Raw genomic sequence first — 14,703 nt, forward strand, 5'->3', positions numbered from 1 at the left:
TCAACAACCCATTTACAGCAACCTTATTGGTATAAACTGTTCGCTCAAATACTTTTCTGCCAATAGGTTATCCCTATTCACTCAACAGTACATTTGGGAAATCATACATGACATGCAGCATGACAGCCTTTGCCCGATTTGAAGCACAAGAATCATGGGGCACCTTGAGTTGGGAAATACGCTCAGTCAACCATCGTTTTCTAGAGCCACACTTCAGGCTGCCAGAAGGTTTTCGTGATTTGGAATTTGCCTTGCGTGAGCGCATCCGTAAATTTGTTTCTCGCGGCAAACTGGAATGTCAGTTACGCTATGAAATCGCTCCAGGCTTACTTGAAGAATTTACTGTTAATGAAGCCTTAGCCGAAAAGCTCGCCAATACCTGTAGCCGCCTTGCCCCCATGTTCAACAACGTGCAACCTGTCGATATATTGGGCGTTTTACAATGGCCCGGCGTAATTCAAGCCAATGAAGTGGATCGGGACACCATGAAGCAAACGCTGCTCACTCACTTTGAAGCAGCCCTAAAGCAACTGGTTGAGCACCGCCAACGTGAAGGCAAAGAATTACAACAACATATCGAACAACGGCTAGCCTCTATTAGCGAAGAAGTTACCAATGTACGACAAGCGATGCCTGAAATTCTGGAGCAGCAACGGCAAAAAATTCTGCAGCGTTTTGAAGAGCTCAAACTTGAATTAGACCCCACTCGGCTTGAACAAGAAATGGTCATGATCACCCAACGTGCCGATGTTGATGAAGAAATGGATCGTCTACAAACTCACGTTACTGAAGTGCAACACACTTTCAAAAAACAAAAAGGCGCCATTGGTCGTAGATTAGATTTTCTCATGCAGGAAATGAATCGCGAAGCCAATACCCTCGCCTCAAAATCCATCAGCACCTCAGCAACACAAAGTGCCGTAAATCTCAAAGTGCTTATCGAACAAATCCGCGAGCAAGTACAAAATATTGAGTAATTTTTATATTTAATAACTGAATCTATGACAGTTTACAAAAAAGCTCGGCTGATTAAATAAAATAAATGCAGGGCTTTTTTGTTTTTGCCTATTAAAGGAATGGTCTAAATCTTGCTTAACATGTTTATGTCTATTAATTACGTCGATAAGGCACAAACAAATGGCATTGACAGGCTAATTGATTGCCTTTTTCCTACACCATTTTGATAAAGTCCATAAGCCACATTCCAGCCCAAAAAGATCGTGCTAATGACAACATTAACTATTACAGATATTGCGACTAAATCAGCTAGCAAAACTGCTACCAGCAAAGAGTGGAAAAAGCTTCAGAACTTATGGAGTGAGATAGAGAAAAAGCAGGCAAGGAATCTTCGTTATGAAAAAAAGTTAGCTGACTTCTTTGATGAATTTAAAGAACACGTGCAAACGTTAGAGCAAGGCCTCTGCGTTGCAATGGAAAAGTATATCCGCCACTTATTAACATTTGTGTCACGCAAAACCATAAAAGGCTCACAGCGTGAAATGCTTTATGCCTGGATTGAAGAAGAGCTAAGCACATTGGAAGCTAATCCATTTCGCCAATTCAGTACAGATCCACTTCGTGAAGACTTTCATCAAACAGTACTCAACTTCACCCACAAACCTTTACAACAACTCACTTTTGATGCTGAAGAATTCAGCTACTTACGGGAAGAACTCGCAGATTTCATAGGCAAAAAAGCCTTCCAGATCAGTGATGAAGAGCTTACAGATTTACTGAAAGAGCCCAGTGCCTTAAAAAATTTCATTGAAACGTATATGCAAGAAGATCCTCATGCATTTGATGATGAAGCACATGAAGATATCGACTGGGATACATTTGATAATGAACACTTTAACAATAGATTTTCGGAACAGAGGCATCAACCTACCTCAGAGAAAGGACTTGCTTTTTTTAAAGACAAAGAAATCACTAAGCTTTATCGACAACTTGCCAATCGCTTTCATCCCGACAAAGAGCTTAACCCTGAAAAAAAAGAGCAGAAAAAAATCTTAATGCAACAACTCTCCCAGGCTAAAAAAGAAAAAGATACTGTTGCGATGATCATACTAGCTCAAACACATCTACCCGACTTTGAGTTCAAGCTTGATAAACAAACCTTTACTGGTTTACAGGCAGCACTACAAGATAAAATTACTCAACTTAATCAAGCCTATTATCAGCTACAGCAAGGATCAGATATACAAAGCCAAGCATGGCAAAAATTTGGTGGCGGCAATAAATATTTAAGAGAAAAAAACATTACCGAGTATGCATCCTATCTTGGTGACCAAGCAGAGCAATTAGAACAGGAAATCGCTGAGTTAAAAACAGTCAAAGCAATGCAGGTCGCGCTTCGCAACCGGTTAAACCAGGAATCTCTGTATGAGCTGTTTGCAGATGAAATTTTTGGTTAGTTTTTAGCTTAGCCTCCTACACCAACATAGTTGTCGTCTAAAAACAATTGCTTCCCAGAGCACCATTAATACTTCGCTGAGAACATAGCTAAACCAAAAACTTAAAACTCTGTGTCAACAGCGGCAAAATGGCTATTTTAGGCGACACTGGCTCACCATTAAGAACTCTTTTCGGGTCCATGGTCACAAAGCCCCAAAACTGCAAAAAATTTTCAATAAAACGAACCTCTATCAACACGCCTAATTGATCTTGCTGAGAACGATACTTGCTCTTTGGTACCTGTTTAACTAAATCGGGAAACGCAGTTTCAACGTCTTTAATTAAGCGTTCCAATGAACCATGTGATAGCAATCGCCAGAGCATAAACAACCAAAATGATTTTAGGCTTACATCATCAGACCAACCATCCAAATATCCCCAGTTATACTGTTCAACTACGGTTTCTAGAAGAGGCATAAAGAAACCTGCTACCCCTTGCTGCTGATATTGTTTTAGTATTCCATCACCCAGGTGAAACCGACCACGCTCAAAGTTAATAATGCCCGCTAACTCGGCCAACACACGGGTATAATGCAAAGCCTTAAATTTATCTTCGTTACTTCCAGTATAATCACTGATGCTGAGCATGGTCTCAAATTCGGCCACGGCAAATTCAGGCAGTAAGGCGCTCGCTTGCTGCACTAACTTAGCCGGTAAGTTGCCTTTCGCTGTTGCTTTAATTGAACCTCCCTGCTCCACCATCGCATCCAGTATCACAGATAAATAACGCATAACAGGGCTAGCCGACAAATCACTAGGTACACTTATCTTAACGTCAGTTAGTTCATTAAAGGGAGCATAGAGCCAATTCGACATTTGTGTCGGCGACAAACCACAAAAATCATCAATGGAGCGATTATTACGCTCTACTATTTTTTGCTGAGCTAAGCGGTTTAACTCATCCTCTGTCAACGTCGGATTCATAGCAATGGCTTGTGAAATATCATCAGCAATTTCTGAATGCTGTTTTGAAACTGCATCCATACAACAGCGCTTATATTTTTTGCCACTGCCACAAGGGCAAGGATCATTACGTCCAATTTTCATTTTACCTTTCTCTTATTGGCTCCAATATTTGCTATATGAAACAAGCTGGCTATTAAATTTTACAACTGCGCTGCTTATAAACAAGCTCTGCAAATTAAATGAAATAAATGTAATTTAACGCACTAAAACTAATAGGTAAGGAGTTATTGTAAAGATTACTGTTAGAAAAGCACTACAAACCCTACTAAAGGATTCATTCAGAATATACCCTTCACGAATGATTTCTAGGTTTTGTTATCTTCACTCCTCACCCCAATCACCTATTAATATAGGCTCATGGGGCTTCGTCACTCGATGGCCGCACCTAAAAACCATTCGTATTGGGTATAGCTAGAGAAAAGGTGCGCAGTTAATAGGACCAGTCATTATGCGCTAATGGTATGCTGTTCAACAAGTCACGTCGCTCTCGCCAATTCGGTAAATATTTGTCCATATAAGCTTTGAACTGCTCGTTATGCTTACGCTCAAGCAAATGAACAAGCTCATGCACCAAAATATACTCCAGACACTCAGGTGGTTTTTTTACTAATTCTAAATTTAACCAAATGCGCTTTGCTTCTGTGTTGCAGCTTCCCCATTTGGTTTTCATTTTTTTCACCCCCCAGGATTTTAGAGGGACGTCGATTTCCTTTTGCCAATACACTAATTGCTTTTTAATGTGTTCTTTCAAGGCAAAGCGATAATACTCCGACAACAGTAATGTTTTTTTCTCAAAAGGAGTATTTTGTTTTATATAAAGGTGAATCTTCCCCCCACCCACTTTAACCTGATGAGAACCATTATGTTCTATAACATTCAAACGGTAGCGTTTACCCCACAGATAGTGACATTCCCCACTGACCATCTCTCGCTTAGATTGTCTGGGTTGATTGAGGAAGTCACTCTGTTGCTTTTTAATCCAAGGTATACGACTAATCACTGCCATCCGAATAGCCGTATCTGTCATCGACTCAGGCGCAGACACACGAACGAGTCCCTCAGGTGGTAACACGCTGATATGTAGATTCTTGATAGCCTTACGATTCAGCTGTAACTCAACCGTTCCAATTTGAATCAACGCCATTAGTGGTACTCTTTCTGCTCCTTAGCTAACGCTATAACACGCTGGATATCCAGATCGTAATCCGCCGTTTCTTTAAGAATCGCATGAGCAAGCTCACGCTCTTTAAACCGGTCACCGACCCAGTCTGCCTTTTTAGTATAGCGAATGGCACTATCAATTTTAGTGGCAAGCACCTCATCTTTACCAAAGTTGTCGTAAAATGCCCGCTTAGCATCGCTATCCATTGAACAAGGGTAATCCGAATAAGAATGCTCTGGACGAATGACTTGTTCTGACAGCTCACGAATCGCTTCAAGGTATGCTTGATACTGAAGAGCCTTTTGCCTGCGCTGCTCAATTAATTCATCCAATAATACCGACATTTTTTCGTAATATATCGGGTTCACTGGATTCTTATCGATAATGATTTTACGCACATTGTTTTCGATAGTTTCTGCCATAGCATCTTTATTTTTTCGGATATTCTTGGGTAACGAATCTACTGCTGCTTCCCCTTTTTCAACAATCAACTCAATCAAACCAAGCTCTTCAAAATCCATCAGCACTTCACTATCGTCGGCACGGATATACATATCCAGCAAATGGCGCATAGCAGGTTCAAAGCGCTTCATGTCCACTAAGTCACCACTGGCCAGCTTCACTTCATCACGCACTTTCTCATAATAAACAACATCACTACGGACCGCTTCAATATCCTGCTCGGAATAACCCGCATCAGGTAATTCATTAGCAATATTGGCAAAAGCTCTTAGTAACTTGGCTACGTTTTGATAAAGCGCTAAGCGTAATGCTTCTTTTTCCGTAAGTTCATCGTGGTTAGCACCAGACACTCCACAAAAATAATGAATATAATCTTCTGTATTTCGTGGTGCTTTTACAGGTTCACATAAGGCTCGGACCATTTCTAATGCATTATTAAGATCGTCTTTAGCCTGTTCCAATCGATCTTTCAATAAACCTGCCACATCTTCTTTTTCGTAGTCACTAAAAGCTCCCTGCGTATAGTCAGAAACAGCTTTATCCAGAGATCTAAACAAATCTTTGTAATCGATGATATAACCGTATTCTTTATCCTCACCATCCAGTCGATTCACACGACAAATCGCTTGGAACAAATTATGATCTGCCATTTTTTTATCAATATAAAGGTACGAGGCTGAGGGGGCATCAAAACCCGTCAGTAATTTATCAACCACTATAAGCAAGCGCATCTGTCCTGGTTCTTCAACAAAGCGCTGCTTAACCACTTGTTCAAACTCTTCTACTCGGCTGGCAGCCTGATCTTCTGGTTGCTCAAAAAAATCAGCAAGCATCTTACGGTAGGTATCGTATTTGAAGAGTTTTTCAGTCATCCCCTCTCCTGTTTCTTCACCTTTAATACTGGCTGCTGTTGGCTTAAAGCTCGTGATAATAGCCACCTTGCCGGCTAACTCAGTTTGGCTAAACATCTCATAAGCTTTACAAGCTTGATAGACGCTGGAGCACACAAACATTGCATTACCACGTCCATCCATCAAGCGAGGCTTAGTATCCATATCTAACAAAATATCATTAACAATCTGCTGCAAGCGGGATTTACTAGAGAGCACCTTTTGCATTGTGCCCCACTTTTGTTTTAACTGCGTTTTAGCAATTCGTGATAATCCTACGGTTTTCGCCTCAAACCAGTCATCCACCCTTTTTTGTGAAGTAATATGCTGGTCGATATCTCGCGCTTCATAACGCAAGTCCAGTATCACGCCATCAGCAACGGCTTCATCAAATTTATAGGTATGTATATAATGACCAAATACTTCAACCGACTTCTTTTTATCCTTTTTCAAAAGGGGGGTACCCGTAAAACCAATAAACATTGCATCAGGTAAAATAGTCTTCATCGCTTCATGTAATTTACCCGACTGCGTTCGGTGACACTCATCAACAAACACAAATAAATTACCCTTAGCTTTAAAACTGGACGATATGGTTGTTTTCAGATCATCAATAAAAGCTTGCGTGACTGCATCATTTTCAGCTTCAGTCTGACTACCAAACTTATGCACAAGCGAACAAATCAGCCAGGGGTTATGTTGATCCAGTGTTGCAATCAGATCAGCCCCACTTTTAGAACGGTAAATATCTTCGTCAACGCCCGAAAATACCTTTTTAATTTGATCATCCAGCTCAGTTCGATCCGTCACAATCAATACGCGGCTGTCTTTAACATTTTCCCTTATCCACTTCGCCAACCACACCATGGTCAAGCTTTTACCTGAACCTTGGGTATGCCAAATAATGCCTCCCTCACGCTTATCTACATATTGCTGAGCGGCTTCAACCCCAAAAAACTGATTATGGCGACAGGTTTTCTTGGTGCCTGCATCAAATACAATAAAATCGTGGATAATTTGTAACAATCGCTGCTTGTTACATATTCGGCTTAGGTGAAATTCCAGCTTACTTTCATAGGGAGTGTCTATATTTTCTTTCCATTCCAAGTAATACTTTTCTGGTGTTTCAATGGTCCCATAACGTAGCCCTTGGGTATCATTACCCGCCATCACCAACTGCATGGTGGTAAAGAAATTTCGTATAAAATCCTTCTTTTGGCTATCTAAATTCTGGCGGATTCCTTCAGATACCGAAACTGATGAACGCTTTAATTCTATAATGCCCAGCGCAATACCATTCACATACAAAACAATATCTGGGCGTTTTTTATTTTCACCTTTAATAGAGACTTCTTCAGCAATGGCAAAATCATTGGCTTCTGGGTTTTGCCAATCGATTAGCCACACCGTCTGGTTTTGTTCGCCTGCACCATCTTTTTCCTTCACCCCATAGCGCAGCAAACAATAGACATCTTTATTGGCATAATAAAGCGTTTTACCCTCACCTAAGGCTGCGGCCGTATCCAACTGACGAATAGCACGGGTAATCAGCGCTTTAGTGATACCCTGTTTTACCAGCCACGGCTTTAGCAACTTCTCTTCAATGGGATTCGTACGCTGCTCGTCTTTCCAATCGCCCAAATAGCGATAACCTAGTTCGCTTTGGAAAAACTTCACGACTCGATTTTGAGTTAACCGCTCGCGCTGGCCTACACTTCCCATTCATTGTTCCTTATCTACAGTCACTTATTTAGAGCCGTTTAACACCCAGTCAAGTACCGATCAAGTAAATGAAATTAATTTTTCACTTTAAAATCATATAGATACATATTCAGCATCACTCTAACAGGCCTTTGAGTCAAGCAACGGTCAAGTAAATTATTTAAAACACGACATAGAGCATTTTTTCAAGTCAGCCCTCACTGCTTCCTTGGTTAAACGTGAGTTGTTGTACTCTCGGTACATGTTCCACAAAGCAACCTCCTACAACGCATAAACAAGCTATCAATTAAGTACTAAATTTGATGTATATGTGTCAATATCAGAAGCTGTCTTGATTCACGCAGAACCATCTGCCGCAAGGAAGCGGCAGCTGAGCCTCCAGGGAAGGATTAACGGCGAGTTCGAAGTGAATTAAGGCGTCTAAGACCAGGGAGTTTTGTCAGTACTTCTGACTAAAGTAATGTGTTCGTAGTACTGACAGCATTTACAGTGCAGCCTTTTTTATACGCTCGATGGCAAGCTGTAGACATCGATCATCAAACAGCTTAAGTTTACGCTCTGCCCATTTTTTCCCCGCAGGCCAACGTGCAATACCGTCCTTAATTGAAGTCAAGGTTGGTTCACAACCTTCATTCACTAATAACCAGTCCACTGTTGACAACAACTCCATCCCAAAAGGCGATTCAAAACCATCAATCACCTCACTGGCCTTTTCAAGCGCAGGCAAAAAACCCTTCGCCTCACTGTTAAGATAGGCTTGAACATAGTCTTTTTTACTATCGTTAAAAGCAATCACATCCAGTGGATCACTATCAGGAATACGTCTGTCAGCTTTAAGATAACTGCCATCAAGCCCATTAAGCAGGTGTGTTAAATTGCTAGCATATGGGCCATAGTAATTTGCCGCAAAGTTAAGTTTTAATGGGTCTTCTATACCTTGAGAATCTATCGCCCGTTGTAAAAACCAAGCCAGCTTTTGAATTTCTAATAAGCTGCACTCCATGCCTAAAATCCAATAACGCCGCACCAACTCTACAATCATGGCACGGGCAGGAGTTAGTTTTTTTACCCCAGAGGTTTTTCTGACATTCTGGTATTGCGTTGTTGGTTCATAAATCAGAATATCCGCACTTAAGTCCCCTAATGCATGCTCAATTTTAGGCTTCACCTGTTGCCAATCTAAGCCACCATTACCAGCACCCAGTGGCGGGATAGCGATAGAATTAACCTGACTTTCCACAATAAACTGACGTAAATCCAGTAAGCCTGATTCAATCCAGCTCATTTGCGATTTTGCACGCCAATGCTGCTTGGTTGGAAAGTTAACAATCCACTTTGGCCCCATCAACTCATTCGTTTGAGTAATGAACATCCTCCCAACCACGACTTCACCTAACTTACAAGCTTTAGCATAGGCCTGCATATTTTCTGGAAAGCGCTCCTTAAACATTAGCGCAATACCTTTCCCCATCACACCCACGGTATTGACAGTGTTCACCAATGCTTCAACGTCTGCATCCAGCAAATTGCCTTGTGTGTAATGAATCATCAGAAGTACCACTCTTCTCGGATCAGCTCTGGGTTACCAATATGCACCCAGTTGGCGGCCTGCATAGTACTGTTCCCACAATGCAAACCGTTATCCAAAATCCAGAAAATATTATCGTGGTGAACTATACGCCAGATCAGGGCTTTTTGTGGATTCAGCGTTTTGCTGTAATCGTAAGCCATATTCAAATGCTCTGATTAGGCATAACCAACCGTGTTTTCCCTGTTAATAATTCCTGCATCATACCCTGCTTAATCTGTCGGGTTTTAGCAAGGCGTTGATCCAGTGCCTGAATCTCTTTGTCCATATCGGAGAGGATAGTGGCGATGGCGGTTTGTTCTTTTTTACCTGGACATGGAATTTGATAGTCCTGAACGGCTGCAAATGGAACCCTACGGTGCCCAGCACTACCAACCATTTCCGATTCAAGAGCAGTTCTAACACTGTTTCTCGTAGTCCAAAAGTAGATGAACTTTGAATCTGACAAGACAGTCGCCCTCAATACATGAAACTCTGTGCTTCCAAAACCAATATCAGTTTCTAAAAATTCTGTATGGCAACCTTTACCGTTTTCAAAACAAGGGGTGATTTTCGCTACTAAGACATCTCCCTTTTCAAAGTAAGTAAAGCCACTTTTAACCTTTTCGTATTGAATAATAGTTTGGTTAACTAGCTGTGCATTTTCCGTCACATCTTGCATTCCAACAAATGTAACATAATCAAATGACCTCTTTGACTTACGTTGGATTGACGATTCAATTAACTCTCCAAAAGCTCTAACCTCCCAATCCTCAGGAATCTCCCCCAACTCACTTTGCTTATAGCCCTTTTTTGAGCCATCTTCGTGCAGTGCAAATTGGGGTAAGCGAGTGCGACCGGTAAGCAGTTGTTGCATGGTTGCTGTTTTGATAGCCTGTTTTTTGGCAATTAGTTTTTCTAGCTTGCAGATTAGTGTATCTACATCGGATAAGGCGTTGGCGATGGCAGTTTGTTCTTTTTGGCTTGGTCTAGCAACTTTTATTTTTAAACAAGTTTGCTTATTTAATTTTGGTTGCGCAGTACCTGAGTTCAGCAAGGAGTAATCTAAGCATTCTAAAAACTCTGTCAGATAACCTATATCAAAGTGAGATTTTGGCTTCATAACATGGGCATGATTATTAACCCATATTTTCCCTGAGACTCTGAAAGCAAGAGGTAAATTTCTGCTAAGGATGTTCTCGCCATCTTCACCTAGCAAGATTAACTCATCATCAAAAATGTAGTCATTCACATAGTCAACAACTCCCGATGCACCATAATATGGGTATATGCCACTAATTTTTGCCCGATCACCAGATTTAATCGGCCTACGTAAACCATCTAGGAACTCGACAGCATCTTGAAGCTCGCAAACCTCCCAATCCTCTGGTATCACCCCCACTTCCGTCTGCTTATACCCAGCAGGCACACCACTCTCGTCAGCCTCAGCTTCAACCAGATATTCAGGCGCAACTTCTGCCTCTAGCACTTCACTACTCATCGCCTGTCTCCTTATGTGCCAGTTGGGCTACTGCTTTCGCTCGTTCACGCTCTAATTCACGCTTAAGCTCCTCTTCACTTGGCAAATAAGGAAGGTATTTTGCGGCAAACAGTTGTTTTTGATCTGCCAGTACTGAGTATTGCACGACCGCTTCACTTTTCTCACTACACAACACCAGGCCTATAGTAGGGTTGTCATCAACACTTTTATGTTGCTCGTCATACAGCCGTACATAGGTATCCATTTGTCCTATATCTTGATGTTTAAGTTTGCCCAGTTTTAAATCCACCAATAAAAAACACTTTAATTTAAAGTTGTAAAACACTAGATCAATATAAAAATCTTCATCCTCAAAACGAATACGCTGTTGCCGTTCAACAAAGGCAAACCCTTTGCCCAGCTCCAGTAAAAACTGTTGCAGGTTAGAAATAATGGCCTGCTCTAGCTCACTTTCCTGATAAGTTTTATCTTGAAGGTTCAGAAAATCCAGAATATAGGGGTCACGCAAATAATCTTTAGCTTTTTCAGCTAATGGTGTTGTGTATTGTTTGGCTTCCGCTTCAACTGCAGCTTTATCCTGGCTGGCCAATAAGCGCTCATAATAAAGCTTACTAATTTGCCGCTCTAAGGCTCGTACACTCCAATTTTGTGATACAGACTCCCTCAGATACCACTCACGGGCATTTTGGTTTTCGATTCTGGCCAGCCGGTTGTAATGAGACCAGCTCAATTCGAGAGACACTGTCTCCCGAATTGGAAACGCCAAATAAAAACGGCGCATATTACGCAAATTGGTAACGTCAAAGCCTTTACCTAACCGCTCAGTGAGTTGCTGTGATAGGTTTTGCAACTGCTGCTTTCCGTATTCAGCGCGCTGCTGACCTTGCTGTTCATGGTCAACGATCAAACGGCCAACCTCCCAGTAGCTTTGTACCATCGCACTATTAACTGTACGACGTACTTCAGTCCGGGCCTGCTCAATATGTTGAGCAATCGCCTGTACAAGGCTGGACAACGTATTGGCTAGTTTACTCATAACGCCCACTCCAAGCCCATGGTTTTAAGATGGCCTGCAACTTTATCGCTCAACTGTTCGACAGATATCGTAATTGCGGGTAATGGTTCGGCGTAGCGTTCTTCCAGTTCTTTTACCCGGTTAGCTAGTTGTTGAGTCACGCGCTCAATTTCGGCTTCGATATTGGTTTTTAAGGTGGCCATCCACTTATCGTCCACAATCAGGGACTTAATATCCGTTTCACTTAATTGTGAATACTGTTTAAACACAGCCAAATCCAGCGCTTCTTGTGCTGATTTCAGAGCTTTTTTGGCTGCCGCTTCAGCATCAAACAATTTTTTGGCTTGTTTAAGCACTGCTTTTTCTTCAGGGTCGATCACACCTTTTAATCGGGCAGTGACAGTGGCTTTAGTAACCTTATCTTTGTCATTCAAGGCTTCATTTAACAGGCCTTCTTCACTACCACTGGCGCCAGAAGAAGCATTTTCCTCAATAAAGCTCTCTAACGCTTGGGTCGCCGAGTCAAGTTGCCCTTGTAATTCATCCAGCTCGCTATGCTCATCAGAAAAATAGTTAGCCGCAATTAATGCCGGAGGAATAAGCTCGGCTTTATATTTGGTTTTATTAATAATTAGATCTGGTGTTTCTTTTAGCTTTTCACCTTTTTTCGCCACCAGCTCGCGTAGCATTTTGCCTGCTTGCCAACCATCTTGAACCAGCACATAGACATCGTCCTGCATTTCTTCTGCCCAATAGTCCATGAGAATTTGATAAATATCGTACTTACTTAGCAATAGAGTATCGACATAGCTTTGTAGCAGATTTTCACTAATACGGTAAATTATGGCTTTAGGCTGTTCACCTTGTTCAATGTTCTTAAGTGCAGCTCGCTTTCGCCAAGCAGTGAACGGTTGCAAGCTTTGCGCAGCAAACGTACGGAATTCAGGGTGATTTAAAATTGCATTTTTGACCTGACTGGCTTCGATCAAGCTTTTGCTGTAACCCGGTCGACCATCAGCAAACAGCTCCGCTCGCAGGGCAGGAAATACTTTCCAGTATTTTTCCAAGGCATCAATATCACGATTAGGAATTCCCCCCTGTAAATGAGCACTTAAGTCGTGTAAATCTTCTGGCTCGCTGGAATCAATATAACGTGGGATATTCAGATTATAATCGTTAGCGGCAATTTCACTAAAAGGTACCATACGACTATATCGAGGCAATGCTAACTGCTTGGTAAATACATCCACTATTTTGTGAATATCCTGACTGCGTAGGCGATTTTTGTTGCCATCTTTCATAAAGCCTTTGCTGGCATCTACCATAAATATCGCGTCTCTTTTATTTGCCTCAGCTTTATCAACAACGATAATACAAGCTGGAATACCAGTGCCGTAAAACAGGTTGGCAGGCAAGCCAATAATACCTTTGATGTAACCTTGCTTAATCAGGTTTTCACGAATACGCGCTTCAGCATTGCCACGAAATAAGACACCATGAGGTAAAATCACTGCTCCCTTACCAGTACTTTTCAGGCTTTTAATAATATGCAATAAAAAAGCATAGTCGCCATTTTTCTCTGGTGGAATACCCCAAATAAAACGCTCAAATTCATCTTTTGTTGGGTTAATACCACTGGTCCAATTTTTGTTGGAAAATGGCGGATTAGCTACAGCAAAGTCAAAGGTTTTCAGCTTACCATTAGCATCTTTCCACTGAGGGTCGGAAATAGTGTTACCTTTCCAAATCTTGGCCGTAGCATTGTTGTGTAGGATCATATTCATTCGCGCCAATGCGCTAGTGGCATAATCCATCTCTTGACCAAAAATCGACAGGCCACGGGGAGCTTCATCACTCGCTTTTAACAACAATGAGCCTGAGCCACAGGTGGGGTCATATACTGTGGCATCTTGTGGTGTATTGTCGTTAATACCAATTACTTTAGATAAAATTCGAGAGACTTCGGAAGGCGTATAAAACTGCCCTTTAGACTTGCCCGACTCAGTGGCAAAATGGCGCATCAAGTATTCATAAGCATCACCTAACAGATCATCCCCATCAGCACGGTTAGCTGATAAATCCAAGCCTTCAAAAATTCCTACCAGCTTAGACAGGCGATCGACCATTTCCTTGCCTTTGCCCAGCCTATCTTCATCGTTGAAGTCAGCTACATCAATTACACCTTTAAGGTCGTTTTCTTCTGCCAGGGCGCTGATGATTTTATTGATTTTATCGCCAATTTCTGTATCCCCTTTCAAGGCTACCATATCGTTGAAGCTGGCACCTTGGGGTATGACGATCATGCCATAGGGGTCACCTTTGTATTTATCCGACACATATTTCATAAACAACATGGTCAATACATAGTCTTTGTATTGACTCGCATCCATACCACCACGCAGCTCATCACAGCTTGCCCAAAGTGAAGAATAAAGTTCAGTTTTTTTAATCGCCATTTGGATTCCTTAATTCACTTGCATGCTGTTCTTTTCTGAAACGCGCTCTAACAATTCATGTACTTCACAACCAAACAGCTCACACAGCTTATCCAATGCATCTAGATCCACTTTTTGAGCAGTCTCTTTATACATTAGCGTTAGCGTGTTTCGGCTAAGGCCTGTCTCTCGGATAACATCACTAATACGCATTTTGTGTTCACCCATCAAACGGGCTAAATGGCAGCGAATCATGCTAGTGCTCCGAAACATTAAGTAGGGTCTATACTCTCGTGGGTACAGTTAGAAATGATTTGGCTGAACCCTACCAGATTTTATCTTTTTTACAAATTATTTGAGTTTAAATGAAATAGTTTGCCCATTTTTTAACCACCAAATTAATGAAACACTCAATTGCTTCCATTTAAATCAGTGTGTGTATGAGTACAGCACCTCCCAGCCTTGTTGCTACTGACGCCCAACTACCATTAGCACTAAATACAACAGGTGTTCATTGCGCCGTGCTCAG

11 protein-coding genes are annotated in these 14,703 nt (G+C 41.6%); 2 read left to right on the forward strand and 9 right to left on the reverse strand.

Annotated elements, in window-relative coordinates; all coding sequences use genetic code 11:
• Positions 1-107: 107 nt before the first annotated feature.
• Together KCG35_RS17205 and KCG35_RS17210 are read left to right on the forward strand one after the other, a co-directional pair.
• A complete protein-coding gene (locus KCG35_RS17205) occupies positions 108-977 on the forward strand; it encodes a YicC/YloC family endoribonuclease (RefSeq protein WP_215821028.1) in 870 nt (289 codons plus the stop codon).
• Between the two features lie 249 nt (positions 978-1,226).
• Positions 1,227-2,414: a J domain-containing protein gene (locus KCG35_RS17210; RefSeq protein ID WP_215821029.1), complete on the forward strand. Its 1,188-nt coding sequence runs from the start codon at positions 1,227-1,229 to the stop codon at positions 2,412-2,414.
• Between the two features lie 88 nt (positions 2,415-2,502).
• On the opposite strand, the gene KCG35_RS17215 is transcribed toward KCG35_RS17210, so the two are convergent.
• The 9 genes from KCG35_RS17215 to KCG35_RS17255 all read right to left on the reverse strand — a co-directional run bounded on the left by KCG35_RS17215 (position 2,503) and on the right by KCG35_RS17255 (position 14,429).
• Positions 2,503-3,501 carry a YecA family protein gene (locus KCG35_RS17215; RefSeq protein ID WP_215821030.1) on the reverse strand — a complete coding sequence of 333 codons (999 nt, stop codon included), beginning with the start codon at positions 3,499-3,501 and terminating at the stop codon, positions 2,503-2,505.
• A 349-nt stretch (positions 3,502-3,850) separates the two neighbouring features.
• Entirely contained in the window at positions 3,851-4,564 is a 714-nt protein-coding gene (locus KCG35_RS17220; RefSeq protein ID WP_215821031.1) for a M48 family metallopeptidase, read from the reverse strand.
• Positions 4,564-7,656 carry a type I restriction endonuclease subunit R gene (locus KCG35_RS17225; protein ID WP_215821032.1) on the reverse strand — a complete coding sequence of 1,031 codons (3,093 nt, stop codon included), beginning with the start codon at positions 7,654-7,656 and terminating at the stop codon, positions 4,564-4,566. Before KCG35_RS17225 ends, KCG35_RS17220 begins: the two co-directional genes overlap by 1 nt.
• 484 nt (positions 7,657-8,140) lie before the next feature.
• Positions 8,141-9,205, reverse strand: a complete 1,065-nt coding sequence (darG, locus tag KCG35_RS17230) for a type II toxin-antitoxin system antitoxin DNA ADP-ribosyl glycohydrolase DarG (protein ID WP_215821033.1) — start codon at positions 9,203-9,205, stop codon at positions 8,141-8,143.
• Positions 9,205-9,387: a DUF4433 domain-containing protein gene (locus KCG35_RS17235; RefSeq protein ID WP_215821034.1), complete on the reverse strand. Its 183-nt coding sequence runs from the start codon at positions 9,385-9,387 to the stop codon at positions 9,205-9,207. Before KCG35_RS17235 ends, darG begins: the two co-directional genes overlap by 1 nt.
• Before the next feature lie 2 nt (positions 9,388-9,389).
• The gene (locus KCG35_RS17240; RefSeq protein ID WP_215821035.1) at positions 9,390-10,724 is read right to left on the reverse strand and encodes a restriction endonuclease subunit S; all 1,335 of its coding nucleotides are present in this window, start codon (positions 10,722-10,724) and stop codon (positions 9,390-9,392) included.
• Positions 10,717-11,760 carry a PDDEXK nuclease domain-containing protein gene (locus tag KCG35_RS17245; RefSeq protein ID WP_215821036.1) on the reverse strand — a complete coding sequence of 348 codons (1,044 nt, stop codon included), beginning with the start codon at positions 11,758-11,760 and terminating at the stop codon, positions 10,717-10,719. Before KCG35_RS17245 ends, KCG35_RS17240 begins: the two co-directional genes overlap by 8 nt.
• Complete coding sequence (locus tag KCG35_RS17250) at positions 11,757-14,195, reverse strand: type I restriction-modification system subunit M (protein WP_215821037.1); 2,439 nt, start codon at positions 14,193-14,195, stop codon at positions 11,757-11,759. Before KCG35_RS17250 ends, KCG35_RS17245 begins: the two co-directional genes overlap by 4 nt.
• A gap of 9 nt (positions 14,196-14,204) precedes the next feature.
• A complete protein-coding gene (locus tag KCG35_RS17255) occupies positions 14,205-14,429 on the reverse strand; it encodes a helix-turn-helix domain-containing protein (protein ID WP_094785683.1) in 225 nt (74 codons plus the stop codon).
• Between the last annotated feature and the right edge of the window lie 274 nt (positions 14,430-14,703).

Source organism: Zooshikella harenae, assembly GCF_018837975.1.
GTDB lineage: Bacteria > Pseudomonadota > Gammaproteobacteria > Pseudomonadales > Zooshikellaceae > Zooshikella > Zooshikella harenae.